We start from the raw sequence: 23,358 nt of genomic DNA, 5'->3' as shown, positions 1-23,358 counted from the left end.
CCTTCTGGGTGACGGTGCGACGGGTCGCGGGTGGCTCGCCGTCGCGGGGCGGGAAGAGAGAGGTCAGCCGACGCGGGCGAGCGCCGCGGCGAGGTGGGTGGTCGAGCGGCCCGGGTGGTACGGCACGGTGAGCACGCGCCCGCCCCACTCGGCGACGGTCGCGGTCTCGGGGAGGGACTCGGCGGAGTAGTCGCCGCCCTTCACCCAGACGTCGGGGCGGATGCGGCGCAGCGCCTCGTCGGGGGTGTCCTCGCCGAAGACGAGCACCGCGTCGACGCATTCGAGCGCGAGCAGCAGATCGACCCGGTCGTCCTCGGGGATGATCGGTCGCGACACGCCCTTGAGACGGCGCACCGAGTCGTCGGAGTTGAGGCAGACGATCAGGCAGTCGCCCAGCGCCCGGGCCGCCGAGAGCGTGCGGGCGTGTCCCGCGTGCAGCAGGTCGAAGCAGCCGCCGGTCGCGACGACTGTGCCTCCGGAGCCGCGGACCGCCTCGGCGACGCGCAGAGCGTCGACGCCGGCGCCGTGCAGGACCGCGGTGTCGGCGGGCGCCGAGAGCGAGGCGACCCCGCCCGCGAGGAGGTAGGCGCCGGCGTCCGAGACGGCCGCGTTCACCGCCTCCGAGGCGGTCGCGCCCGAGGCGAGGGCCACCGCGGCCGACGCTGCGAACCGGTCGCCCGCTCCGCACGGGTCGGTCGGCGGCACGGAGGCGGCGGGCACGACGACGGGCACGCCCGCGCCGCGCGAGCGCACCAGGGCGCCGCTGCCGCCCAGGGTGACGGCGACGGCGGCGCAGCCCCAGCGCTCGAGCAGGGTGGTCGCGGCGGTCTCGGCGAGCGTGACTCCGCGGCCCGTCGCCTGCGAGAACGCGGTCGCCTCGGCGAGGTTCGGAGTCGCGAGCGCAGTGCCGGCGACGGGCGCGGTGCCGCGGGGGTGCGGATCCCACACGAGCGGCACGGTGAGGGCGTCGAGCGCCGCGCGCAGCGACCCGTCCTCGGTGAGGCGGCGGCCGTAGTCGGCGACGACGACGGCGTCGACGTCCTGCAGCGCCGCCAGCATGCCGTCGGTGACGGCCGGGACCGGCGGGCGCTCGCAGCCGCGGTCGAAGCGCACGACGGCCTGCCCCGAGGCGGCGACGCGCGTCTTCACCGGAGTCGGTGCTCCCGACGGGCCGGCGACCACGCGGATCCCGTCCAGCGCCGCGCGCAGCTCCGCCACGTCGGCGTCGGAGTCGTCGGCCAGCGCCGTCACGAGGGTGACGTCGTGTCCGTCGCGGGCGAGCATCCGTGCCACGAGCCCGGCTCCGCCGGCGCGCACGCCGCGGGTAGAGACGTCGACGACGGGAACGGGCGCGTCGGGGCTCAGCCGCTCGGCGGGCCCCGAGAGGTCGACGTCGAGCATCACGTCGCCGACCACGGCGATCCGCAGGCGCGGGCTCACGCGGCGGCTCCCGTGCGGGCGCGGATGCGGTGCTCGAAGGCCCGGCAGAGCGCGTGCACGAGCACGAGCTGCGCCTCCTGCACGTTCGAGCCGTGGCCCTCCAGTGCGATCGCCTCGTCGCACGCGTCGGTCAACGGGTTGGGACCGTCACCGGTGAGCGCCCAGGTGCGGGCTCCTGCGGCGCGGGCCGCCTCGGCGGCGTGCAGCAGGTTGGCGCTGCGCCCGCTGGTCGAGAGCAGCACGACCACGTCGCCGGAGCGCGCGTGAGCCGTGACCTGGCGGGCGAAGACGTGGTCGAAGCCGTAGTCGTTGCCGATCGCGGTGAGGCTGGACGTCTCGGCGTGCAGCGAGATCGCCGAGAACGGCACGCGGTCGCCGTCGAAGCGGCCGACCAGCTCGGCCGTCAGATGCTGCGCCTCGGCCGCGGAGCCGCCGTTGCCGGCCGCGAGCAGCCGGGCGCCCGAGTGCAGGCGGTCGGCGAGCTCGACGCCCCAGGCGACGATCTGCTCGGAGTGGCGCTCCAGCTGCGCGACGACGTCGAGCGAGCGGGAGATGTGGTCGTCGACGATCCGCCGGGCGGCGTCCGTCGGGGTGTCCAGCACGGTGTCGATGCTCATCGTCGGGGGGCCGCCTTCCGGGTCTTCGAGGAGTGGGAGCTGCGGGGAGCGCCGGTCAGGACGGCCTCCCCCTCGCCGAGTCCGGCGAGGGTGGTGAGGTACGCGCGCTCCGTGTCCGCGGCGACGCGGTCCCAGGAGTAGCGCGACTCGACGCGCTCGCGACCCGCGGCTCCGTAGGCGCGGGCGCGCTCGGGGTCGGCGATCAGAGCGGCGAGGGCGGCGGCGAGGGCCGCCGGGTCGCGGGGCGGCACGTGCACGCCGGTGACGTCCTCGACGACGGTGTCGATGAGCCCGCCGACCGAGGACGCGACGACCGGCCGGCCGCACGCCATCGCCTCCAGCGGCACGATGCCGAACGGCTCGTACCACGGGGCGCAGACGACGATGTCGGCCGAGCGGAGCATCGCGGGCATCTCGGTCTGCGAGAGCTGGCCCACGAGGTGGACGCGGTCCGCGACTCCGAGGCCCTCGGCGACGCCGTGCAGGCGCTGGTACTCGGGATCGGCCACGAGCGCGTCGCCCGAGCCCGAGCCGCCGACGATGACGAGCTCGGCGTCGTGCCCGTCGTCGACCAGGCGGGCGAGCGCCTCGATCGCGTGGCCCATGCCCTTGCGGGGCACGAGGCGCCCGATGCTCATGAGCCGGATCGGACGCGTCTTCTCGGCCACGGGTCCGTCCGGGGAGAAGCGCTCCAGGTCCACCCCGCAGGGCACGACCGAGATGCTGCTCGTCGGCACGCCGAGGCCCTTGAGCTCGAACGCCTCGTCGGAGCAGGTCGCGACGATGCCGTCGGCGCGCTGGCCGACTCCGGGCTCGAGCCAGGCGCGCTCCTCGGGGCTCGTGTCGAGCGCGCCCTGCTGGCGGCGCTTGACCACTCCGAGCGCGTGGAAGGTGTGGAACACCGGCACGCGGCGGCCCGTCGCGCGCTCCACCCGCTCGGAGGCGTCGAGCGCGGCGACCCCGGACATCCAGAAGTGGCTGTGCACGAGGTCGGGGCGGGAGTCGAGCCAGTCGTTCGCGAGGTCGACGGCGAAGTCGCCCATGTACGGGAGCAGATCGTCCTTGGACACCTTCGCGGCCGGGCCGGCGTCGATGTGCACGACCTCGACTCCGGAGGTGAACGGGACGCGGCGGGGGAGGGAGGGGTCGTCGCGCCGGGTGTAGACGGTGACGCGGTGGCCGCGGCGGGCGAGCGCGTCGGCGAGGGCCGCGACGTGCACGTTCTGGCCGCCCGCGTCGACGCCTCCGAGCGTCGCCAGCGGGCTCGCGTGCTCCGAGACCATCGCGATCGCGAGCGGTCGGGTGGTGGTCGTGTGCATCATCGGGTGCTCCCTCCTCGGGTCCCTGCGGCGGTGAGGGTCCGGCCGGTGCGGCGCGGACGATCGGAGAGGACCTCGTCCCAGTCCCGGTGGAACCGGGCGAGGCCGTAGCGCTCGAGGACGCTCTCGCGGGCGATCGCCCCGGCGGCGGCGGCGCGCTCCGGATCCGCGATCAGGTCGCGAGCGGCGGCGACGAGCTCGTCGAGGTCGTTCGAGACCGCTCCCGCGCCGGGCGGCACCGCGCGGCCCGCCTCGGTCGTCTCGAGCGCGATGACGGGCATGCCCAGGTGCATCGCCTCGAGCAGCGCGAGGCCGAGCGAGGTCCAGCGGAACGGATGGAGGTAGACGCGGCGGCGGGCGAGCTGCGCGTGCATCTCGCTCGTCCGCACGTCGCCGAGGACGGCGAGCCGCCCCTCCGGGAACCCGGCGAGCTCGGCGAGGCCCTCGGTCTTCATCCCGAACACGTCGAGCGGCGCGACCTCGGCGAAGCGGGGCAGCAGATCGGTGCCGGTGACGCGGTTGCGCCGCACCGGCTCGTTGATCACGACTCCCAGGTGCGCGAGCTCACCCGTGTAGAGGGGACCGGGGTCATGGATCCCGTGCTCGATCACCGTCGTCGCCGTCGATCCGGTGTCCCACATCAGCGCGTTGAAGTGCGTCACGTGCACCAGGAGGAGGTCGTCGCGGTCGGCGAGCGGGTGACGGCTGGTCGGGGCGTCGCCGCGCGGGGTGTTGTGCTCGACGTAGACGGCGGGCACGTCGCGGCCGAGGCGCCGGCCCAGCAGTCGCTCCGCCTCCTCGAGCTCCTCGGGGCGCTGCAGGAGCACGACGTCGACGTCGGCGTCGAGCAGGTCCTCGGGGGCGATCTCGATCGCGTTCGGCCAGTCGCGGCCGCCGGTGCCCAGGCCCCAGCCGTCACGGGCGTCCGTCGTGGGGAGCAGGTACTCGTGGTCGCCGCGGACGAACGCGTCCGCCCAGCCGCCGTGCACGTGCCAGAGGAGGATCCTCATGCCATCGCCTCCGTCGTGGTCGTGGTGGAGCGCCCGAGGGCGCGGAGTCGCAGGACGGCGGCGACCGCCTCCTCGGCGCTCACCCCCGTCAGACAGGGGTGGCCGGGCACCGGGCAGACCCGGGCGCGGGAGCCGGCGCACGCGGCGCCCTGATCGCCCAGCAGCTCCACGGGCACGCCGTACGGCGCCCAGCGGATCGCGGGGACGACCGGGGCGAAGAGGCTGACGACCGGAGTGCCGACGGCCGCGGCGAGGTGCGCCGGACCGGTGTTGCCGCTGACGACGACCTCGGCGCGGGCGAGCACCTCGGCGGCACCGGCGAAGTCGGTCGCGCCGCCCAGGTCGATGCCGCGGGTGCCCGCGACCTCGGCCGTGAGGGTGCGCTCGCCGGGGCCGCCGGTCACGGCGACGGCGAAGCCCTCGTCCGCGAGCAGCTCGACGGCGCGGGCCGCGTTCGCCGCGGGCCAGGCGCGCGCCGGCACCGCCGCTCCGGGGTGCACGACGACGTAGGGGCCCACTCCCTCGAGCGCGGCCGGCAGCACGCCCTCGCGGCGCACGCGCAGGCGTCCGTCGTCGCCCTCGGGCAGCGCGAAGCCGGCCGCGGCGGCGATGGCGAGGGCGCGCTCCGGTTCCGGCTGGTCCTCCTCGAGCGTCTCGCCCGGCACGAGGCGCACGTCGAGCAGCGCACCCGCGAAGTCGACGGAGGCGCCGCTGATCCGCGCGACGCCGGCCAGACGCAGCAGCAGCGCGAGCGGCAGCGGCGACTGGTGGAAGGAGGTCAGGATCACGGCCTCGTCGGGGGCGAACTCCTCGACGATCGCGTGCAGCTCCGCCACGAGCGCGGCGTCGACCGGTCGCGAGGCGTCGCCGATCCACGGGCACCACCAGGTGCGGACGCTCGTCGGCCCGGGCAGCAGAGCGGCGGCGGGCGCACCCTGGGGCCCCGCGAGCAGCAGCACCTCGGCGTCCGCGGCGATCGCGCGGACGGCGGGGCCGCAGAGGAGCACGTCGCCCGCGCTGTCGAGGCGGGCGACGAGGACGCGGCGGGTCATGCGGGGCCCTCCTCGGACGGGTCCGGCTGCATCGCCAGGAGCAGCTCGACCGCCTCGAGGAGCGTGTCGGCGCGCAACGCCGCGGCCGCCACCTCCTCGGCCCGCGTGACCGGAGTGGGGACGAGCACGCCCCGCGCGCCCGCGTTGGCCGCCGCGCCCACGTCGGCGCCGATGTCGCCGATCACGGCGAGGGAGTCGGCGGGCAGCCCGAGCGCCGCGGCCGCGCCCAGCACCATCCCGGGCGCGGGCTTGCGGCAGTCGCAGCCGTCCTCGGGTCCGTGCGGGCAGAGCATCCAGACGTCGAAGCCGCCGAAGAGCTCGTCGACCCGCCGGTTCACCGCGTCGGCCTGGCCGCGGTCGATGATGCCGCGGGCGATGCCGGACTGGTTCGTGACGACTCCGATCGCGAGCCCCGCCTCGCGCGCGCGCTCGACGGCGTCGAGGGCGGTCGGCATCGGCTCGACCCGCGAGGGGTCGCCGTTGTAGGGCACGTCGACGACGAGCGTGGCATCGCGGTCGAAGAGGATCCCGCGCAGTCGCGGGGTCCGCTCGAGCTCGGCGGTGCCGCGCTGCTCGCGCGGGTGCATCGGGTCGGTCACACCGTTCTCGTACCCTGCTTCTCCTCCTCGTAAACGGTGCCGAGGAGAAGTGGTGCCGCTCGGGCGCGTCGGGATCGGGGCGCGTGCGTCTGAGCGTCCGGCGACGGGGTACGGGACCTCCGACAGGAAGGAGGCGCCGTGCGCGCTCTCACCGAACCGGACGGCACCCCGGAGGTCCTCGCGCTCCGCGCGCTCAAGCTCGGCGACATCCTCGTGGCGGTGCCGGCGCTCAGGGCGCTGCGCCGCGGCTTCCCCGAGCACCGGCTGATTCTCGCCACGACACCCTGGCTCGAGCCGATCGTCGACCTGATCGAGGGGCTCGACGCCCTGGTGCCCACCCTCCACGGTCTCGACGATCCGCTGCCGATGGCCGCCGGCCGCGTCGAGCTCGGCGTCAACCTGCACGGCAACGGTCCGGAGTCGCGGCTGCGCCTCGCCGAGATCGAGCCCGAGCGCACGCTCGAGTTCCGCGTGCCGGCCCTCGATCCCGACGCGAGCCACGACGACCCGCGCCCGCTCTGGATCGACGGCGAACTCGAGCGCGCGCGCTGGGCTCGCCTGGTGAACTCGATCGGCCTGGACGCCGATCCCGAGGACGTCGCCATCGCGGTCCCCGAGGTCGCGCCCCGGGTCGACGGCGCCGCCGTCGTGCACATCGGCGCCTTCTACGGCTCGCGGGAGTGGCCCGAGGAGCGCTTCGCCGCGGTCGCCCGCTCGCTCGCCGACCAGGGGCACCGCGTCGTCTACACCGGAGGCGCGAACGAGGCCGATCGCGCCCGTCGCGTCGCCGAGCTCGCCGGCACCGGGGAGGTGCTGGCCGGGGAGGTCGACCTGGTCGAGTTCGCCGCGGTGGTCGCCGCCGCCGAGACGCTGGTCACCGTCGACACCGGAGCCGCTCACCTCGCCTCGGCCTACGGCATCCCCTCGGTCGTGATCTTCGGACCGGCGCCGCCCGAGGCCTGGGGCCCGCCCGTCAGCGGACCGCACATCGTGCTGACCGACGCGTCGCTCCGCAAGGGCGACGTCTTCTCGTCCGAGCCGGACCCGGCCCTCCTGGCCGTGCAGACCGAGGACGTCCTGGACGCCCTCGCCTCGCTGCCCTCGCGCGCCGAGGCGCACCTCAGGCGGACCGCAGGCGGGGTGCCTGCCGGACGGGCGTGACCACGGCGACGCGGGAGCGGGGGGAGCGCGGCTGATGGGAGCGCGAGGGAGCGCCCAGGCGGTCGGCGAGCTGCGCGAGGATCCGGCGCTGCAGGCGCGAGACCTGCATCTGCGTCGTGCCGAGCGCCTCCGCGATCTGCTGCTGGGTCATCTCCTCGACGAAGCGCATGCGCAGCAGCTCGCGCTGCGCGTCCTCGAGCTCCGCGAGGGCCGCGGCAAGGCCGTGACGACGGTCGATCGCCGCGAGGTTCTCGTCGTCGCCGCCGAGCGTCTCGCCGAGCCGCACTCCTCCGTCGCCGCCCGTGCCGACCGTCTCGTCGAGCGAGAGCGGATGACCGGCCGAGCGGGCATCGGCGACCTCGGAGGCGTCGACGCCGAGCCGCAGAGCGATCTCGCGGTCGGACGGGTGCCGACCGAGCTCCTGCGAGAGCTCCTCCGCGACGACCCCGGAGCGGCGGTGCAGCTCCTGCACGCTGCGCGGCGGGCGGACCATCCAGCCCAGGTCCCGCAGGTGGCGCTTGAGCTCGCCGGTGATCGTGGGCACGGCGAAGGCGGCGAAGCTGTCACCGCGCTCGGGAGCGAAGCGACGGGCGGCCTTGACGAGGCCGACGTACGCGACCTGGCGCAGGTCCGCCCAGTCGCCGCCGGCTCCGCCTCCGCGCGAGACGCGGCGGGCCATGGCTTCGGCGAGTCCGAGGTGGTCGAGCACGATGCGCTCGCGGATGCGGTCGCCCTCGGCGCCCGTGGCCTCGGCGGCCGCGCGGAACAGCGAGAGGGTGCGCGCGTCCTTCTCCTCGCGTGCCGGATCCATCGCGGCGGTGGCGCGCGACATGGCGACGGTCGTGCTCATCCGAATCCCCTTTCCGGGCGTGCTGGCGCGAGGCCCGGGGCATGGCGGATGCGGTGCGCTCCTCATCGAGCGGCCCCGGAGAAGCGCTCTGCACAGAGCACCACTGCTCCTGGGAGAAGACGAGTCCGTTGACGCGGAGCACTGCTTCGCGATAAAGGGCGTGGGAGCGCGGTCATGCGGAGGATCCCGTCCGTGCGGCGGTGCGGAGGACCCCTGAACCGGCGTCCGCGCGGAGGCCGCACCCCCGGAACGCCCCTTGTCCAGCCCGACGGCACTGCGCGCTCCGCGGCTAGAATCGCGGGCGTATGTCTGAGCTCACCCCGCCCTCCGATCGCGCCGCAGCGGCGCACCCGTTCACGACCGCGACCGGGAGCGACGTGCGCGTCCGCTTCTGCCCGTCCCCGACCGGGACGCCGCACGTCGGCCTCATCCGCACCGCCCTGTTCAACTGGGCGTACGCGCGGCACACGGGGGGCACCTTCGTCTTCCGCATCGAGGACACCGACGCGGCCCGCGACAGCGAGGAGAGCTACGAGCAGATCGTCGACGCGCTGCGCTGGCTCAAGCTCGACTGGGACGAGGGCGTCGGAGTGGGCGGCCCGCACGGTCCGTACCGCCAGTCCGAGCGGAGCGACGTCTACCTCGACGTGATCCAGCGCCTGCTCGCGTCGGGCCACCTCTACGAGAGCTACTCCACGGCCGAGGAGATCGACGCGCGCAACGAGGCCGCCGGCCGCGCCAAGCAGCACGGCTACGACAACTTCGACCGCGGTCTCACCGAGGAGCAGCGCGCGGCGTTCCGCGCCGAGGGCCGCAGCCCCGCGCTGCGTCTGCGGGTCCCCGACGCCGACCTCTCCTTCGACGACCTCGTCCGCGGCGAGATCACCTTCCCCGCCGGCTCCTTCAGCGACTTCGTCGTCGTGCGCCCCAACGGCCAGCCGCTCTACACGCTGGTGAACCCGGTCGACGACGCGATCATGCAGATCACGCACGTGCTCCGCGGCGAGGACATCCTGCCCTCCACCGCCCGGCAGATCGCGCTGTACCACGCGCTGATCGACATCGGAGTGACCACCTTCGTGCCGCGCTTCGGCCACCTCCCGTACGTCATGGGCGAGGGCAACAAGAAGCTCTCGAAGCGCGACCCCTCCTCGAACCTCTTCCACCACCGCGACCGCGGCTTCATCCCCGAGGGCCTGGTGAACTACCTCGCGCTGCTGGGCTGGTCGCTGACCCACGACCGCGACGTCTTCTCGATCGACGAGATGATCGCCGCGTTCGACGTCGCCGACGTGAACCCGAACCCCGCGCGCTTCGACCTCAAGAAGGCCGAGTCGATCAACGGCGACCACATCCGCCTGCTCGCCGTCGACGACTTCACCGAGCGCACCGTGCCGTACCTGATCGCCGCGGGCGTGCTCGACGGGGAGCCGACCCCTGCGCAGAGGGCCGTCCTCGACGCCGCCGCGCCGCTCGTGCAGGAGCGCATCGGCCTGCTCGGCGAGGCGCCCGGCATGCTCGGCTTCCTCTTCACCACCGCCGAGGCGCTGTCCTACGACGAGGACGCGCTCAAGGGCCTCCCCGCGAACGCCGGCGACGTGCTCGCCGCGTCGATCGAGGCGCTTTCCGCTGTGCCGGAGGGGGAGTGGCTGACCGCCTCGATCCAGGCCGCGCTCGCCTCGGCCCTGATCGAGGGCCTCGGGCTCAAGCCCCGCATCGCCTACGGACCTCTTCGCACCGCGATCTCGGGTCGCCGAGTCTCGCCCCCGCTGTTCGAGTCGATGGAGATCCTCGGCAGGGCGGAGTCGCTCGCGCGCCTCTCGCGCCTCGCCGACCGCACCTCCGCCTCCGCCGGACCGGCCTGAGCATGGCCGAGGCGGTGGGAGGCCAGTACGACGTCGTCGTGATCGGCGCGGGCCCGGCCGGACTGTCGGCCGCGCTCAACCTGGCGCGCGCCCGTCGCAGCGTCCTGCTGCTCGACAGCAACCGTCCGCGGAACGCCGCGACGCTGCACTCGCACGGCTTCCTGACCCGCGACGGAGTCTCACCGCTCGAGCTCCGCCGCCTCGGCCGCGAGGAGGTCGAGAGCTACGAGGCCGCTGAGGTGCACAACGCCCTGGTGACCTCGGTCGAGCGCTCCGGCGGCGAGTTCCTCGTCTCCGCGCGCGGCGTGCGCGGCGCCGCGAACCGCGCCGTCGTGGCCACCGCCGTGGTCGTCGCCGCGGGCCTCAGTGAGAAGCTGCCCCGCCTGCCCAGCCTCCGCGCCTACTACGGCACCGCCGTGCACAGCTGCATGGAGTGCGACGGCTACGAGAAGGCGGGGGAGCCCCTCGCCCTGATCGGAGAGACCTCCGACCTCGCCGAGCGCGCCATGCTCCTCTCGCAGTGGTCCACCGATCTGATCGTCTTCACCAACGGCATCGGAGTCGTCAGCGACGCCGACGAGTCCCTGCTCGGCTCGATCGGCATCCGCGTCGAGCGCCGCCCTGTCGCAGACCTCGCCGGCGAGCGCGCGGAGATGACCGGCGTCCTGCTCGAGGACGGCGACGTCATCCCGCGCACCGGCGCCTTCGTCCGCCCGATCTGGGTGCCGGTCCTCGAGTACCTCGACGCCGCCGGCCCCGAGACCGACCGCGACGGCTTCCTCCGGGTGGACGCGGGCGGACGCACCTCCGTCCCCGGCCTCTACGCCGCCGGCGAGGTCACCGCCCCCGGCCCGCAGCAGCTGATCGTGGCCGCCGGCTCCGGCGCCCAGGTCGCCTCGGCCGTCAACCGCGACCTCGTGCGCGCCCGCCTCGGCGAGGCCGCCCCCGAGTCCGAGGCCCACGCGATCCACGAGGCCGGCGTCGATTTGAGCGGCGTGCGCCCGTAGGGTAGTGTTCTTCCTCGGCGCCGGAAGTTCTTCCGGCCGCCGCCTGGCCTCCTCCCTCACCTGTGGATGGCCATTGGGGTATGGTGTAATTGGCAACACGGCTGATTCTGGTTCAGTTGTTCTTGGTTCGAGTCCAGGTACCCCAGCAGTTTCTCGGCTCCGCTTCGGCGTGAGCATCCTCGCCGGAATCGTCCTGCAAGGTCGTGTCGGCCTGCGCGTCGCTCCGTCCGCGTGTTGCTGTCGATGCCCCGCGTTCGATGCGCCAGAGCCGCGGTCGATCGCGTCACTCGACTCGGATCGGGCCTTTCGCGGTCCTCAGGCCCCGTTCGCGCGCAATCGCTCCGGCCTTCCTCCGTCAGTGGACGCGGAACGGCCTCCGTATTCCGTTCGGGACCCGATCCGCGACGACTCGTCGTCGAGCGAGCACGGACCTGCCGCGTGAAGCACGCCGAACGCGATCCGTCCACTCCGTTCGACCTCTGGAGCACCCGGTTACGCTGGCGCCATGCGGGCTGAGCGGATGCGGATGTTCGGCCTCGCCGCCCTCGCCCTGACCTCCGTCCTCCTGCTCACCGGCTGCTCCGGCGACTCGTTCCGCGCCGGCTTCGCACGGACTTTCGGCAGCGACGAGGCGATCGCGGATCTCGAGCTCTCGACGGTCGACAACATGCCCTTCACCGGCGGAGTGAGCGCCGAGGTGGTGGCGCGCGACGACCTCGCCGATGCCGACCTGCGGGCGCTCGCCGACCGACTCAGTGCCTTCGCGTCCGAACGCCCCGCGGGAGACGTCCGGGTCGTGCTCGACGCGGAGGGGCTCAGTCTCCCTGTCTCGGGCGACTCCGATCTCACCGACGGGAGGATCGCGGCGGCGCTCGAGTTGCGGGACGATCCGCGCGTGTCGTCCGTCGCGCTGGCCGCGGACGACAGCGACGACCGAGTCAGCGGGCTGAGCCTCATCCTCGCCGAGTCGGCGACGGCGCGGGACCTCTTCGCGCTCGCCCGGGACGCTCCCGACCTGCTGCCGGACGCGGCTCCGGTCCACGTCAGCGTGCAGAGCTCCGACCGGTCGGAGCTCGTCGGCGGCGACCCGGGGGCGTGGATCGACGCTGCAGAGGGCACGTGGGAAGCGGTCTCGGCGGCGGTGCCGGTGATCGGCTTCCGGGCGGCGCCGGAGCGGCTCGAGGTGACGCTGGGCAGCGAGGAGGACCTCGCGGCGGCGGAATCGGCAGCGGCATCGCCCGGCGGCCCTGCGGTCGCCTTCTCGAGTCCATTGGTCGCGCTCGGCGACGGCGCGTCCGGGGAGTCGGCGCGCATCGTGCTCGCCGCTCTCGACCCCGAGGTCCTCGCCGACCTGCGCTCCGTCTGGACGGACGACGACCACCTCCGGCTCGCCGTCGATGCAGTCGATCGGGCCGTGACCGTCGCGGAGGCGGTGTCCGCGACTCCGGGGTCCGTGCAGTTCTCGACCGTCACGATGAGCGTCGGCGAGGCTCGAACGCTCGAGATCAGTGCACCTCCCCGCTCTCTCGGTGTGGCCGTCGCGGACGCGTCGGCGGTGCTCGCGACTCCGGGCGTCACCGCGGTGGCCCGGTCGGACCGGTCGGTGACGGTGACGGCCTCGGGTGACGACGGCGACCTCGGGCGACTGCTCCCTGCGGCGCGGAGCCTCGCCCCCGAAGGCGCCCGCGTCTGCATGGAGCGCGCCGACGGCACCGGGGTCTGCGACACCTCCACCGACTGACGGCGCAGAGTCGCGGTCGCTCAGTGCCGAGACCCGCCGCCCTCCGCTCCGCCTCGGGCCGGGGCATGCCACGATGAAGGCGTACATCGCTCAGAGACACGTCTCCGGCGTGTCCCGAGAAGGGGGAATCTCGTTCATGCAATCCGACCTGCTCTGGATCGTCATCGCGGGGGTCGTCGCCGGCGCCCTGCTGCTGCTGGCACTCATCGGCTTCTTCATCTTCCGCGCCTGGTACCAGGTGCCCCAGGCCGACGAGGCGATCGTGATCGTCGGCAAGAAGCAGAAGGGGGATGACGGGCTCACGTCCAACATGACCGTCATCACCGGTGGCGGCGCGTTCGTCAACAAGCTGACCCAGCGCTCCGACCGCATCTCGCTGCGGTCGCGGCAGATCAAGATGGAGCCGGTCGCGCAGACCAAGAACGGCGTGACCATCCACCTCGCCGGCGTCGCGCTCGTGAAGATCGGATCCACGGCCGACCAGGTGCGCGCCGCCGCCGAGCGCTTCGCCTCGCAGGACCAGTCGATCGACGTCTTCACGACCGAGCAGCTCGAGGGCGCCCTCCGCGGCGTCGTCGCGAAGCTCAGCGTCGAGGAGGTCATGCAGGACCGGCAGAAGCTGGGCGACGAGATCGCCGAGGGCATCAAGGGCGACCTGCTCGCGCAGGGACTCGTCCTCGACTCGTTCGCGATCCAGGGGGTCACCGACCGCAACGGCTACATCGAGGCTCTCGGCGCGCAGGAGATCGAGCGCGTCCGCCGCGAGGCCGACGTCGCCCGGATCAACGCGGCGCGCGAGGTCAAGGCCCGCCAGCTCGCGACCGACGAGGCGAACCTGATCGAGCAGACCGCCTACGACAAGAACACCGCCGCCGCGAAGTCCGAGGTCGGCCGCGCGAACGCCGAGGCCGAGCAGGCCGAGAACCTGGCCCGCGCCGAGCGCGAGCAGGCCGTTTTGGTGCAGCGCGCCGAGAACCGCCAGGCCGAGCTCGACGCCGACGTCAAGCGCGTCGCCGACGCCGAGAAGTACCGCCGCCAGACCGAGGCCGACGCCGACGCCTACGGCCGCGCCAAGAAGGCCGAGACCGACCGCCAGGTCGCGCAGCAGGTGTCCGACGCCGAGGCCTACGCCGTTCAGCGCCAGGCCGAGGCCCGCCAGGCGTCCGCAGCAGCCGAGGCTGCAGCCGTGAGCGCCCGTGCCGAGGCCGAGGCGCACGCTCTGCGGGCCAAGGCCGGCGCCGAGGCCGAGGCCCTGCGTGCGAACGCGACCGCCGAGGCGGAGGCCATCCGCGCCAAGGGCGAGGCGAGCGCGGCGGCCATCGCGGCCGAGGCGGAGGCGCTCCGCGAGAACCAGGAGGCGATCCTGGGTCGCGAGCTCATCGGGCAGCTGCCCTCGCTCATGTCCGAGTTCGCCAAGGGCTATCAGAACGTCGGCACCATCACGCTGATCGGCGGCGACACCGCCGGCACGCACATCGCCCGCGAGCAGGCGGCGAGCCTCGCCGCGACCTTCGACAGCGTCAAGTCCGCGACCGGCGTCGACCTGGGGGCGATCCTTCAGGGCCAGGCGTTCGGCCGCGGCGTCGGTGCAGCTGCTCAGGGGTCGGGCCAGTCCGACCCGACCGCGGTGCCCTCCACGAGCTGAGCTCCGGTGGCAGGCCGCCCGACCCGGTGCCCGATGGTGGTGCCGGGTCGGGTTGCCGCGAGGACTCCGGGTCCGACCAGCCGCGGCGTCGTACGTCCGGGCACGTTCTGCGACGATCCATCTTCTTCGGCGCTTTCTGTCATACGATATTCGCCATGAACGACCGAGAGACGATCGAGGGCCGACCCGTGACCGAGCAGCAGATCGCGGACTGGGCGGCGGAGGCCGAGCGCGGCTACGATGTCGACGCCCTTCGCGCCCGCGGACGGGGTCGCCCAGGACGTGGCGCCGAGCCGTCGCAGGTCGTCGCCCTGCGCCTCACCGCCGAAGAGCTCGCGGCACTCGACGAGCGCGCTGCCCGGGAGCACAAGTCGCGCTCCGAGGTCATACGCGAGGCTCTCGCCGCTTCTGCGGCGTGAAGGTCCACGACGCCGCGCTCAAGCATGGAGTCGCGCCCGAGGATGCGGTCCTGGCGGCGAGCCAGGCGGTGTGGGTCGGAGACCTGGACGACGACTCGCCGGCGCGCCAGCTGCGGCTCGGTTTCGATTCGAGCGGCCGCCTGCTCGAGACCGTCGTCCTGACTTTCGACAGCGGCAACGAACTCGTCATCCATGCGATGAAGGCGCGGCCGGGGATGATCGACCTGCTGCCCTGACGGAGATGCTTCCGTTCACGGCCTCGGTACGAGGACCTGATTCCCGCACATGCGGGACGGTCATCGCGGAATCAGAGAGTGCCCAGCTCCTTCCGCATCTGCACCGCCGTCGTCTCGTAGCCGAGTGACTCGTACAGTCCGCGCGCGGTCGTGTTGAAGCCGAAGACGTTGAGGGCGAGCGCGCGGTAGCCGCGCGCGAGCGCATGCTCCTCCGCCAGGAGCATCGCGGCGCGACCGGACCCGCGCCCGCGGAACGGCCCGTCCACCTCGACGTCCCAGATCCACGCCACGCCCTCGAGCTCCTGCGGGTGCGGCCCCACCTATACCACGCCGACCGGGACGCCGTCGTCGAGGATCCGCAGCACGTCGTGGCCGGGTGCGAGGCGGCCCTCCGCGAAGAGGCGGTCGTGCGAGGCGTCCGCGTTCCGCTCCGCCGCTGCAGCGTCGTCGCCCGCGCGCAGGCGGTCGGCGACGTAGGACGCACGCTGCACCTTCATCCAGGCGGCGAGATCGGAGGAAGGGAACGGGGCGAGGGAGACGGACACCCCTCCACGCTCCCACGATGCGGATCGATCAGTCGCGCACAGACCCTGCGCGCGATCGATCCGTCACTGCCGGCATGAGGTCACTACTGATCCGTCACGGACGGCCGCTCATCCCGAGCAGGGACGACCGTCCGCGACGGATCGGATTACACCGCGTCGCCGTTGGACACGATCTGCGGTTCTAAGCAGCTCAGAGCCGCGGAAAGCGCCCAACGGCGGCGATCACGAGCGGTCCGCGTCCTCGCGCGCCGACACCTGGTCGGCGTGACGCTTCTTCCCGAAGCGCGTCGCCAGGAACAGCAGCGACCCGACCACGACGTAGCCCGCGGTGCCGAGCCATACCACTCCGGTCTGCTGGGTCAGGAGCACGATGCTCGCGATCGTCGCCAGGATCGGGACGACCCGCGGCACCGAGAAGTGCGGGTGGTCGACGCGGTCCTTCTTCAGCACGAGCACCGAGACGTTCGCCGAGATGAAGACCAGGAGCAGGAGGAGCACGGTGGTCTCGGACAGCGTGCCGACGTCGCCGAGGACGCTCAGCACCATCGTCACGCCGCCGACGACGATGATCGACACCCACGGGGTGCGGCGGTTCGGCAGGACGCGTCCGAAGGCGCTCGGCAGCAGGCCCGCCGTGGCCAGGCCGAAGCCGACCCGGCTCGCCATCACCATGAAGAGCAGGGCGCCGTTCGCGATCGCGACGAGCGCGATCAAGCCGAACAGCCACGGCGGCACCGCCACTCCGCTGGCCGCGACGACGTCGAGCAGGGGACCGGTCGACTCGGCGAGCTCGTCGATCGGCAGCACGATCACCGCGCCGAGGGCGATCAGGAGGTAGACGACGGCGGCCGTGAACAGGGCCGCGAAGAGGGCGCGCGGGTAGACCTTCGAGGGGTTCCGCACCTCCTCGGCCATGTTGGCCGCGGCCTCGAAGCCGAGGAAGGAGAAGAAGGCGACGATGGAGGCGGCGAACGCGCCCTGCAGCGGGGCGACCTCGGGGTTGAACTCGAGCACTCGCGAGAAGTCGCCGTTGCCGCCGCCGAAGAAGATCGCCGCGCAGACGATCACGATCACGAGGCCGCTGACCTCGATGACCGAGGCGACGAGGTTCGCGGTCAGCGACTCCTTCACTCCCCGCAGGTTCACGAGGGTGAGGATCGCGATGAAGACGAGGGCCGTGGGCACGGGAGGCACGTCCAGCAGAGCGCCCAGGTAGTCGCCCGCGAACGCGTTGGCGAGGGCGGCGGCGGTCGTGATGCCCGACGCCATCATCAGGAAGCCGACCAGGAACGAGAGGTACGGCTTGCCGAAGGCCCGGTCGACGTAGCGGGCGGCGCCGCCGGCGTGCGGGTACTTCGTGATCAGCTCGGCGTAGGTGCCCGCGGTCAGCAGCGCGATCACCAGAGCGATCAGCAGCGGGAGCCAGATCACGCCGCCCACGTCGTTCGCCATGGTGCCGACGAGGGTGTAGATGCCCGCGCCGAGGGTGTCGCCGACGATGAAGGCGAACAGGAGCGGGCCGGTGATGACCTTCTTGAGGGATCCCTTCTCGGATCCCTTGCCGGTCCCCGGGGAGCTCTCGCCGGTCGTGCTCGTCGTATCCGTCATCCGGTAACTCCACCCATGTGGGGGCACTCCGCGCAAGCCCTGGTGGTCGATCACTGCGAGATTTCTCACGGTCGAAACATTGCTCCGTCCTGTACCTCATTCGGGCTCGGCACCGTCGAGACGGACGGAATCCAGGGCGTGAGTACGTCGAGATCGGGAGAATTCAGGCAAGGCGAGCGCTCCATCCGATTCGTCCGGTGACGACACCGCGCGGTGGCGGCGGCGCACGGCGGCGTCGGTTCCGGGCGTTCCCTTAGTCTGAAGCGGCGTGCGGCGCTCCACGCAGAAGGCAGGTACGCGGTGCGGATCACCCATGTGACGGCGAGCAATTGGCGGAACTTCAAGACGCTCGACTTCCCCGTCGAGAACCGGCTCTTCGTCGTAGGACCGAACGCGTCGGGCAAATCGAACCTCCTCGACCTGTTCCGCTTCCTCGGCGACATCGCAGCGGCGGGCGGCGGTCTGGCCTCTGCCATCGAGCGGCGCGGGGGGATCAGCAAAGTGCGCAGCCTCTTCGCGCGCAACAATCAGGGCGGACGACTCGTCGTCGACCTTCAGCTCTCCGACGGGGACGATCGATGGAGGTACCGACTGTCCATCCGAGGTGAGAAGGGCGGGTTCAACCGACCGATCGTCGATGAGGAACTCGTCGAGAAGAACGGCGAACTCGTCCTGCAACGGCCTGATCCGGAGGACAAGTCCGACACGGTCCGGCTGACGCAGACACATCTCGAGCAGATCGCTGCCAACCAGAAGTTCCGGGTGCTCGCCGACTACTTCGCGAAAGTGCAGTACTTCCACCTCGTCCCGCAGATCATCCGCGATCCCTCTCGCATCGGTCTTGCGCCGGGAGATCCTTACGGTGGTGACTTCATTGCGCAGATGAACGCGGTCCCCACCGGCACGAGGAACGCCTGGCTTCGTCGGATGGAGTCCGCTTTACGATCCGCGGTCCCCGAGTTCCAATCGCTGAAGCTCGAGGTCGATCCTGCAGGACGTCCGCATCTCATCGCCGGGTACCAGAACTGGCGAGAGACGCCCGCGAGGCAGAGCGAAGCCGACTTCTCCGACGGAACGCTCCGTCTGATCGGTCTGCTCTGGACATTGATCAGCGCTCCGTCGAACGGAGGGGTGCTCCTCCTCGAGGAACCGGAACTGTCCCTCAACTCGGCGATCGTCCGCACTCTCCCGACCGTTCTGGCCGCGACCCAGAGGGACCGCGCCCTGCAGGTCGTCCTCTCCACGCACGCCCCCGAACTACTCGACGATGAGGGCGTAGGGGCGGGAGAGGTTCTCGTCCTCCGAGTGACTCGAGACGGCACGGTCGCCCAACTCCTGTCGACGATCGATGAGGTGAGTGGAGAAGTCGAAGCGGACCTTCCGAAATCGGACATCGTCGACGGTCTGATCGCACCTCAGAACCTGGCGGGCCTCGTCGCGGTCGGACAGGGCAAGAAGCGCTCGTGATCAACGTCGCTGTCGAAGGCGAGTCGGATCGGGGTGTCGCCGGCTCCGTTGTCCGCGCCGCGGGAAGGTCCGTGAGACTGATCCGTGTTGCAGGAGGAAAGTCGAGGCTCGACCCGTTGATCCCCAAGTACAACGCCGCCTCGATCCAGAATCCCTGGGTAGTGTTCCGCGACTCCGATTCCGACTGCCCCGTCGCACTCCGAACCCGCTTGACGTCGGGGATAGCGGTCCCGAGTCCTTCCTTCTGCCTGCGCATCGCGCATTCCATGTCGGAGGCATGGCTTCTGTCCGACCCTGATGCCTTCACCCGCTACTTCAAGGTCGCCCGCAGTCGGATTCCGTCCGCTCCGGAGTCGCTTCTCCATGCGAAGCGCACCCTGCTCGCTCTGTGCGCCGACTCGCGGTCGAGGGCGATACGCGAAGAAGTCACCGCGAGCGGAGGCGGTCCAGGACCCCTCTTCGTGGCCCACATGAACGACTTCGCGTCCGATCACTGGGATGCGAATCGTGCATCCGAGCGCAGCGAGAGTCTTCGCCGAGCTATCTGGGCCATCAGCACGCTTCCCGAAGCCGGATCCTGAGGCGGCGCGCCGCCTGAGTCCGGGCCTCACTGAGCGCCGCACGAGCGGATCGGTCGAGCGGATCGCCCTCTGCCACTTCGTTCCGGTTCAGGCATCCACCGCCGGCAGCTGCGCCCCGATCACCCGCAGCAGCTCGAGCTTCTCGTGGCTCGGTGAGCCGGGTGCCGCGGTGTACACGAGCAGCGCGTGGGAGTCGACCGGGTCGATCAGGGTCTGGCAGGCGAGGTCGAGCCGCCCGAGCTCGGGATGCTCGAACCGCTTGGTCTCGCCGGGCCGCACACCCACCTCGTGCAGTGCCCAGAGCCGGCGGAACTCGTCGCTGCGCTCGAGGAGCAGCTCGACGTAGCGGGCGGCGCGGGAACCGGGTCCGCGGCGGCTCAGCACTTCGCGCAGGCCCGACGCCCAGACGCGCGATAGCTGCTCGTGCCCCTCCTCGGCGTAGATCGCCCGGCTCGCCGGGTCCGTGAACCAGCGGTAGCCGATGCTGCGCTCGGGCCCGGTGAAGCGGGTGAGGTCGCCGGTGAGGGCGACGCCGAGCGGAGTCTGCCGCAGCGTCTCGCCGAGCTCCGTCACGATCTCGGCGGGCGTGTCCTGCAGGCGGTCGAGGATCCGGAGCAACCCCGGGCCGACGTGGCCGTCCGACGCTCCGCGCTCGGGCGGCCGGTGCCCGGCGAGGTGGAAGAGGTGGTCGCGCTCGGCGAGGGTCAGGTGCAGTCCCTGCGCGATCGACGCGAGCATCTGCTCGGACGGCTGGGGGCTGCGTCCGCGCTCGATGCGCGCGTAGTAATCGGCCGACATGCTGCAGCGGGCGGCGACCTCCTCGCGCCGGAGCCCGGCGGTGCGGCGGCGCGCCGTGCGCGGCATCCCCACGTCCTCGGGCTGCAGCGCCTCGCGTCGCGCGCGCAGGAACTCGGCGAGCCCCTCCCGGTCCATCGTGCGCATCGGTCCTCCTGACGTCGCTCCCTTTCTACCGGCGGCCGACGTGCTCAGCCACGGTCCGCCGATCCACGGTTGAGCGGGACGTTCCTCCGAATCGCCGTCGGCCGCACGCTGGCAGCGCTGCACCCGGCAGCCACGAGTCAGGAGCCCGCCATGCCACGCCGACCGATCGACCTCGACCTCCCCGACCTCTCGGGCCGCCGCGCCCTCGTCACCGGGGGCAGCGACGGCCTCGGGCTCGTCCTCGCCCGGCGCCTCGCCGCGGCGGGAGCCGAGGTGCTGCTGCCCGTCCGCAACCGAGCGAAGGGAGAGGCGGCGCTCGCCCGCATCCGGGAGCATCGCCCGGGAGCCGCGGTCTCGCTCCGCGACCTCGACCTCTCGTCGCTCGAGTCGGTCCGGGCCCTCGCCGACACGCTCCTCGCCGAGGGACGGCCGCTGCACCTCCTCGTCGCCAACGCCGGAGTGATGACCCCTCCCACGCGCTTGAGCACGACGGACGGCTTCGAGCTGCAGTTCGGCACGAACCACCTCGGGCACTTCGCCCTGATCGGTCGGCTGATGCCGCTCCTGCGCGAGGGGCGGGCGCGCGTCGTGTCGCAGGTGAGCGTCGCGGCGAACCGGAACGCTGTGCACTGGGAGGACCCGGACTGGGAGCGCGGGTACCACGCCTTCCGCGCATACAGCTCGTCGAAGATCGCGGTCGGGCTGTTCGGCCTCGAGCTCGAGCGCCGCAGCGCGGCGCACAGCTGGGGCGTCACGAGCAACCTGTCGCACCCCGGAGTGGCACCCACCAGCCTCCTCGCCGCCCGTCCCGAGACGGGTCGCGCCCGCGACGGAGTCGACGTGCGGCTGATCCGGGCGCTGTCGCGCCGAGGACTCCTGGTCGGCACCGTCGAGACCGCTCCGCTGCCGGCGCTGCTCGCCTCCGTCCTCGAGGGCGCGGGCGGCCGCTTCGTCGGACCGGGCGGCCCCGGTGGGCTCGGGGGAGCGCCGACGGAGCAGCGTCCGTTCTCGCGCCTCGTCGACCCCGAGGATGCGCAGCGCCTGTGGCGGCTGTCGGAGGAGCGCACCGGAGTGACCTTCCCGTGACGGCCGCGTTCACCTCGCCGTCACCTGCGCGGGTGATCCTCGAGGGCATGTCGATGGCAGAGCCGTTCCTCCCGTCCTCCCGACCCACCCGCGACGCCGAGCAGGCCGAGCGCGATCTCGACGTCGAGGCCGCCCCCGAGACCGCCGACCCCGAGGTGGAGCTCCCGCCCGCCGGGCCGTTCCGGACGCCTGCGCCCGGCGATCGGTTGAGCGCCGACGAGCTCGCCGCCGAGATCGGCGACGGCGAGCCCGCCGACTGCGACTGAGTCAGGAGCGCGTGTCGACCGCCACCACGACGGCGAGAGCGGCCGCGACGGCACAGATGCTGTTCCACGCCGTCCAGGTGCGGGCGTACGAGGTCCAGGAGCCGGGTTCGCGCTCGAGCCGGCGGTTCAGCGGCACGTTCACCGCCACCGTGATCGCGGTGCTCGCGAGGGACGCGGCCGCGACCGCTCCGTCAGCGGGGTCGGAGCGGACGAGCGCCGAGACTCCGAGCGCTGCCGCGGCGACGGCCGCCCCGCCGAAGAGCAGCAGGAACGGCCCGCGCTCGGCGACCCGGTTGATCCCGATCATGACGGCCGCGGCATCGCGCGGATCCTGTCGGCGCAGCGCGGGGATCACCATCGTGCTGAAGGCGGTGTAGACGCCGGCGAGCAGTCCTGCTCCGACGGCGGCGGTGGTGGCGAGGGCGTGAGCGGTTCCGGTCATGTCTTCATCCCACCGCGGGAGGCGTGGACGGAAAAGGGGCGCGACGCTCGCATCCCTCGGTGATCGTCTACGGTGAGGCCGTGGATCCGCTCGATCACCTCCTCGCCGGCCCTCGCGCGACACGGGCGTTCGCCCTGCTCGTGCAGATGGGCTCGCCGTGGGCGCTCGACGTCCGCGACGGCGCGGCCCTGACCGTGATCGCGGTGACGGCGGGAGCGGCGCGGATCGACGGCCGGCTGCTCGAGGCGGGCGACGTCGCCCTCGTGATCGGGCCCGAGCCGTACGTCGTCAGCGATGCGGACGGGAGTGCCCCCACCGTCGTGATCGAGCCCGGCCAGCTCTGCCGCAGCCTCGACGGCCGCGACCTCACCGACGAGTTCCGGCGCGGGATCCGCCGCTGGGGCAACCGGGTCGACGGCGGGACGACGGTGCTGGTCGGCGCCTACGACCGGGCGGACGACCTCGGCGGACTCGTTCTGCGAGCACTGCCGCGACTGGTCGTGGTGCCCTCCGCCGACGACGCGGTCGTCCCTCTGCTCGCCCGCGAGCTGCAGGGCAGCGGAGCCGCGGCCGGGGTCGTCGTCGACCGGCTGCTCGACGTCCTGGTGGTCTCGACGGTCCGCCGCTGGGCGGCGGAGGCCGACGTCGAGGCCTGGCTCTCGTGCCGCGATCCGGTCGTCGCCGCCGCTCTCGAGCTCCTGCACGCGGAACCCGCCGCACCGTGGACGGTCGCCGAGCTGGCCCGGCGCGTGAGCGTCTCGCGCGCGTCCCTCGCCGCTCGGTTCCGCACTGCGGCGGGGACGCCTCCGATGACCTACCTCACGCGCTGGCGGCTGACGCTCGCGGGGGATCTGCTGCTGGATCCGACCGCGACGGTGGCGGAGGTGGCGCGGGCCGTCGGCTACGAGGACCCGTTCGCCTTCAGCTCGGCGTTCCGGCGCCGCACGGGAGCGACGCCCACCGAGTACCGCAGGCGTTCGCCGCGGCTCGCGTGAGGGGCGACGGGCGCGTCAGCCGTCGATCCGCTCGGCCAGGGCGACGATGATCCCCTCGGGACCCCGGACGTAGGCCATCCGCCAGACGCCCTCGTGCTCGCCGACGCCGCCGACGAGCCCGTGGCCGTCATCGGCGAGCCGTGCGAGCACCGCCGCCAGGTCCTCGACCACGAACGCGAGACTCCGGAGCCCGGGCTCGGTCGCTCCGACCGGCGGCGGGACGGGAGGCGACGGGGGCCGGACGAAGCGCGAGAGCTCGACGGCCGTCCCACCGCCCGGAGGCCGGAGCATCACGATCTCGGTCCGCGCGCCGCTCAGGCCGATGACCGTGTCGAGGAACTCGCCCTCGACGGGAGTGCTGCCCTCGATCTCGAGGCCGAGTCCGACGAAGAACGCCGTCGCCGCCTCGAGATCGACGACCGTCACTCCGATGTGGTCGAACCCCGTGATCCCCGCCATGAGCGC

At 72.7% G+C, this 23,358-nt stretch carries 25 protein-coding genes and 1 tRNA gene; 13 read left to right on the top strand and 13 right to left on the bottom strand.

Annotated features, from left to right (window positions below; translation table 11 throughout):
* Positions 1 to 63 precede the first annotated feature (63 nt).
* The 6 genes from ASF48_RS15025 to ASF48_RS15000 are packed head-to-tail and all read right to left on the bottom strand — an operon-like array spanning position 64 to position 6,037.
* A complete protein-coding gene (locus tag ASF48_RS15025; protein ID WP_055793913.1) occupies positions 64 to 1,428 on the bottom strand; it encodes a PfkB family carbohydrate kinase in 1,365 nt (454 codons plus the stop codon).
* Positions 1,429 to 1,436: 8 nt separating this feature from the next.
* Positions 1,437 to 2,057 carry a D-sedoheptulose-7-phosphate isomerase gene (locus tag ASF48_RS15020; RefSeq protein ID WP_055793507.1) on the bottom strand — a complete coding sequence of 207 codons (621 nt, stop codon included), beginning with the start codon at positions 2,055 to 2,057 and terminating at the stop codon, positions 1,437 to 1,439.
* Positions 2,054 to 3,379 (bottom strand): glycosyltransferase, encoded by a 1,326-nt coding sequence (locus ASF48_RS15015; protein ID WP_235577265.1) that lies wholly within the window; start codon positions 3,377 to 3,379, stop codon positions 2,054 to 2,056. Before ASF48_RS15015 ends, ASF48_RS15020 begins: the two co-directional genes overlap by 4 nt.
* Positions 3,376 to 4,386: a glycosyltransferase gene (locus ASF48_RS15010; protein WP_055793505.1), complete on the bottom strand. Its 1,011-nt coding sequence runs from the start codon at positions 4,384 to 4,386 to the stop codon at positions 3,376 to 3,378. The genes ASF48_RS15015 and ASF48_RS15010 overlap by 4 nt, the downstream gene beginning before the upstream one ends.
* A complete protein-coding gene (locus tag ASF48_RS15005) occupies positions 4,383 to 5,438 on the bottom strand; it encodes a glycosyltransferase family 9 protein (RefSeq protein ID WP_055793503.1) in 1,056 nt (351 codons plus the stop codon). Before ASF48_RS15005 ends, ASF48_RS15010 begins: the two co-directional genes overlap by 4 nt.
* On the bottom strand, positions 5,435 to 6,037 hold the full coding sequence (locus ASF48_RS15000; RefSeq protein ID WP_327205447.1) for an HAD-IIIA family hydrolase: 603 nt from the start codon (positions 6,035 to 6,037) through the stop codon (positions 5,435 to 5,437). The genes ASF48_RS15005 and ASF48_RS15000 overlap by 4 nt, the downstream gene beginning before the upstream one ends.
* Positions 6,038 to 6,175: 138 nt before the next feature.
* Between ASF48_RS15000 and ASF48_RS14995 the strand changes: the two genes are divergently transcribed.
* A complete protein-coding gene (locus ASF48_RS14995; RefSeq protein WP_055793501.1) occupies positions 6,176 to 7,198 on the top strand; it encodes a glycosyltransferase family 9 protein in 1,023 nt (340 codons plus the stop codon).
* On the opposite strand, the gene ASF48_RS14990 is transcribed toward ASF48_RS14995, so the two are convergent.
* Positions 7,158 to 8,048, bottom strand: coding sequence for a sigma-70 family RNA polymerase sigma factor (locus tag ASF48_RS14990; RefSeq protein WP_055793499.1), 891 nt, complete (start codon positions 8,046 to 8,048; stop codon positions 7,158 to 7,160). The two genes, ASF48_RS14995 and ASF48_RS14990, sit on opposite strands and share 41 nt — an antisense overlap.
* A 305-nt stretch (positions 8,049 to 8,353) precedes the next feature.
* Between ASF48_RS14990 and gltX the strand changes: the two genes are divergently transcribed.
* The 7 genes from gltX (at position 8,354) to ASF48_RS14955 (ending at position 14,961) form a co-directional block, all read left to right on the top strand.
* On the top strand, positions 8,354 to 9,913 hold the full coding sequence (gltX, locus tag ASF48_RS14985) for a glutamate--tRNA ligase (protein ID WP_055793497.1): 1,560 nt from the start codon (positions 8,354 to 8,356) through the stop codon (positions 9,911 to 9,913).
* A 2-nt stretch (positions 9,914 to 9,915) separates the two neighbouring features.
* Positions 9,916 to 10,920, top strand: a complete 1,005-nt coding sequence (locus ASF48_RS14980) for an NAD(P)/FAD-dependent oxidoreductase (protein WP_055793495.1) — start codon at positions 9,916 to 9,918, stop codon at positions 10,918 to 10,920.
* 74 nt (positions 10,921 to 10,994) lie between these two features.
* Positions 10,995 to 11,066 (top strand) — tRNA-Gln (locus tag ASF48_RS14975).
* A gap of 359 nt (positions 11,067 to 11,425) precedes the next feature.
* Positions 11,426 to 12,661: a hypothetical protein gene (locus tag ASF48_RS14970; protein ID WP_157603185.1), complete on the top strand. Its 1,236-nt coding sequence runs from the start codon at positions 11,426 to 11,428 to the stop codon at positions 12,659 to 12,661.
* A gap of 136 nt (positions 12,662 to 12,797) precedes the next feature.
* Positions 12,798 to 14,306: an SPFH domain-containing protein gene (locus tag ASF48_RS14965; RefSeq protein ID WP_055793491.1), complete on the top strand. Its 1,509-nt coding sequence runs from the start codon at positions 12,798 to 12,800 to the stop codon at positions 14,304 to 14,306.
* A gap of 155 nt (positions 14,307 to 14,461) precedes the next feature.
* Positions 14,462 to 14,725 (top strand): ribbon-helix-helix protein, CopG family, encoded by a 264-nt coding sequence (locus ASF48_RS14960; protein ID WP_055793488.1) that lies wholly within the window; start codon positions 14,462 to 14,464, stop codon positions 14,723 to 14,725.
* Positions 14,722 to 14,961, top strand: coding sequence for a hypothetical protein (locus tag ASF48_RS14955; protein WP_055793487.1), 240 nt, complete (start codon positions 14,722 to 14,724; stop codon positions 14,959 to 14,961). Before ASF48_RS14960 ends, ASF48_RS14955 begins: the two co-directional genes overlap by 4 nt.
* Positions 14,962 to 15,032: 71 nt before the next feature.
* On the opposite strand, the gene ASF48_RS14950 is transcribed toward ASF48_RS14955, so the two are convergent.
* The 3 genes from ASF48_RS14950 to ASF48_RS14940 form a co-directional block, all read right to left on the bottom strand.
* Positions 15,033 to 15,251 carry a GNAT family N-acetyltransferase gene (locus ASF48_RS14950; protein ID WP_200931023.1) on the bottom strand — a complete coding sequence of 73 codons (219 nt, stop codon included), beginning with the start codon at positions 15,249 to 15,251 and terminating at the stop codon, positions 15,033 to 15,035.
* Between the two features lie 30 nt (positions 15,252 to 15,281).
* On the bottom strand, positions 15,282 to 15,506 hold the full coding sequence (locus ASF48_RS14945) for a hypothetical protein (RefSeq protein WP_055793482.1): 225 nt from the start codon (positions 15,504 to 15,506) through the stop codon (positions 15,282 to 15,284).
* Between the two features lie 222 nt (positions 15,507 to 15,728).
* Entirely contained in the window at positions 15,729 to 17,114 is a 1,386-nt protein-coding gene (locus ASF48_RS14940) for an APC family permease (RefSeq protein ID WP_055793480.1), read from the bottom strand.
* 300 nt (positions 17,115 to 17,414) lie between these two features.
* On the opposite strand from ASF48_RS14940, the gene ASF48_RS14935 reads away from it, so the two are divergent.
* The gene (locus ASF48_RS14935) at positions 17,415 to 18,581 is read left to right on the top strand and encodes an AAA family ATPase (protein ID WP_055793478.1); all 1,167 of its coding nucleotides are present in this window, start codon (positions 17,415 to 17,417) and stop codon (positions 18,579 to 18,581) included.
* Entirely contained in the window at positions 18,578 to 19,162 is a 585-nt protein-coding gene (locus ASF48_RS19460; protein ID WP_157603184.1) for a hypothetical protein, read from the top strand. Before ASF48_RS14935 ends, ASF48_RS19460 begins: the two co-directional genes overlap by 4 nt.
* An 87-nt stretch (positions 19,163 to 19,249) precedes the next feature.
* On the opposite strand, the gene ASF48_RS14930 is transcribed toward ASF48_RS19460, so the two are convergent.
* A complete protein-coding gene (locus tag ASF48_RS14930) occupies positions 19,250 to 20,104 on the bottom strand; it encodes a helix-turn-helix transcriptional regulator (protein WP_055793476.1) in 855 nt (284 codons plus the stop codon).
* Positions 20,105 to 20,254: 150 nt separating this feature from the next.
* Between ASF48_RS14930 and ASF48_RS14925 the strand changes: the two genes are divergently transcribed.
* A complete protein-coding gene (locus tag ASF48_RS14925; protein ID WP_055793474.1) occupies positions 20,255 to 21,190 on the top strand; it encodes an SDR family oxidoreductase in 936 nt (311 codons plus the stop codon).
* Positions 21,187 to 21,456: a hypothetical protein gene (locus ASF48_RS14920; protein WP_055793472.1), complete on the top strand. Its 270-nt coding sequence runs from the start codon at positions 21,187 to 21,189 to the stop codon at positions 21,454 to 21,456. Before ASF48_RS14925 ends, ASF48_RS14920 begins: the two co-directional genes overlap by 4 nt.
* Before the next feature lies 1 nt (position 21,457).
* Here the strand turns inward: ASF48_RS14920 and ASF48_RS14915 are convergent, their stop codons facing one another.
* Complete coding sequence (locus ASF48_RS14915; RefSeq protein WP_055793469.1) at positions 21,458 to 21,898, bottom strand: DUF1772 domain-containing protein; 441 nt, start codon at positions 21,896 to 21,898, stop codon at positions 21,458 to 21,460.
* An 80-nt stretch (positions 21,899 to 21,978) separates the two neighbouring features.
* Here ASF48_RS14915 and ASF48_RS14910 point away from each other — a divergent pair, with 80 nt between their 5' ends.
* Positions 21,979 to 22,893 carry a helix-turn-helix transcriptional regulator gene (locus ASF48_RS14910; protein ID WP_055793907.1) on the top strand — a complete coding sequence of 305 codons (915 nt, stop codon included), beginning with the start codon at positions 21,979 to 21,981 and terminating at the stop codon, positions 22,891 to 22,893.
* Between the two features lie 15 nt (positions 22,894 to 22,908).
* Here the strand turns inward: ASF48_RS14910 and ASF48_RS14905 are convergent, their stop codons facing one another.
* A complete protein-coding gene (locus ASF48_RS14905) occupies positions 22,909 to 23,352 on the bottom strand; it encodes a VOC family protein (protein ID WP_055793467.1) in 444 nt (147 codons plus the stop codon).
* Positions 23,353 to 23,358 lie beyond the last annotated feature (6 nt).

Origin of the sequence: Rathayibacter sp. Leaf299 (assembly GCF_001423055.1) — a bacterium.
Taxonomy (GTDB): Bacteria; Actinomycetota; Actinomycetes; order Actinomycetales; family Microbacteriaceae; genus Rathayibacter; species Rathayibacter caricis.
Note: the sequence above shows the minus strand (reverse complement) of the source record. Positions and strands in the feature narration are given on the sequence as shown.

Excerpts from the sequence above, each read along its gene's own strand:
- ASF48_RS14960 (WP_055793488.1), top strand. The coding sequence starts at position 14,462 with ATGAACGACCGAGAGACGATCGAGGGCCGACCCGTGACCGAGCAGCAG.
- ASF48_RS14930 (WP_055793476.1), bottom strand. The coding sequence starts at position 20,104 with ATGCGCACGATGGACCGGGAGGGGCTCGCCGAGTTCCTGCGCGCGCGA.
- ASF48_RS15015 (WP_235577265.1), bottom strand. The coding sequence starts at position 3,379 with ATGATGCACACGACCACCACCCGACCGCTCGCGATCGCGATGGTCTCG.
- ASF48_RS14905 (WP_055793467.1), bottom strand. The coding sequence starts at position 23,352 with ATGGCGGGGATCACGGGGTTCGACCACATCGGAGTGACGGTCGTCGAT.
- ASF48_RS15020 (WP_055793507.1), bottom strand. The coding sequence starts at position 2,057 with ATGAGCATCGACACCGTGCTGGACACCCCGACGGACGCCGCCCGGCGG.
- ASF48_RS14940 (WP_055793480.1), bottom strand. The coding sequence starts at position 17,114 with ATGACGGATACGACGAGCACGACCGGCGAGAGCTCCCCGGGGACCGGC.
- gltX (WP_055793497.1), top strand. The coding sequence starts at position 8,354 with ATGTCTGAGCTCACCCCGCCCTCCGATCGCGCCGCAGCGGCGCACCCG.
- ASF48_RS14970 (WP_157603185.1), top strand. The coding sequence starts at position 11,426 with ATGCGGGCTGAGCGGATGCGGATGTTCGGCCTCGCCGCCCTCGCCCTG.
- ASF48_RS15005 (WP_055793503.1), bottom strand. The coding sequence starts at position 5,438 with ATGACCCGCCGCGTCCTCGTCGCCCGCCTCGACAGCGCGGGCGACGTG.
- ASF48_RS14925 (WP_055793474.1), top strand. The coding sequence starts at position 20,255 with ATGCCACGCCGACCGATCGACCTCGACCTCCCCGACCTCTCGGGCCGC.
- ASF48_RS14990 (WP_055793499.1), bottom strand. The coding sequence starts at position 8,048 with ATGAGCACGACCGTCGCCATGTCGCGCGCCACCGCCGCGATGGATCCG.
- ASF48_RS14965 (WP_055793491.1), top strand. The coding sequence starts at position 12,798 with ATGCAATCCGACCTGCTCTGGATCGTCATCGCGGGGGTCGTCGCCGGC.
- ASF48_RS15010 (WP_055793505.1), bottom strand. The coding sequence starts at position 4,386 with ATGAGGATCCTCCTCTGGCACGTGCACGGCGGCTGGGCGGACGCGTTC.
- ASF48_RS14915 (WP_055793469.1), bottom strand. The coding sequence starts at position 21,898 with ATGACCGGAACCGCTCACGCCCTCGCCACCACCGCCGCCGTCGGAGCA.
- ASF48_RS14980 (WP_055793495.1), top strand. The coding sequence starts at position 9,916 with ATGGCCGAGGCGGTGGGAGGCCAGTACGACGTCGTCGTGATCGGCGCG.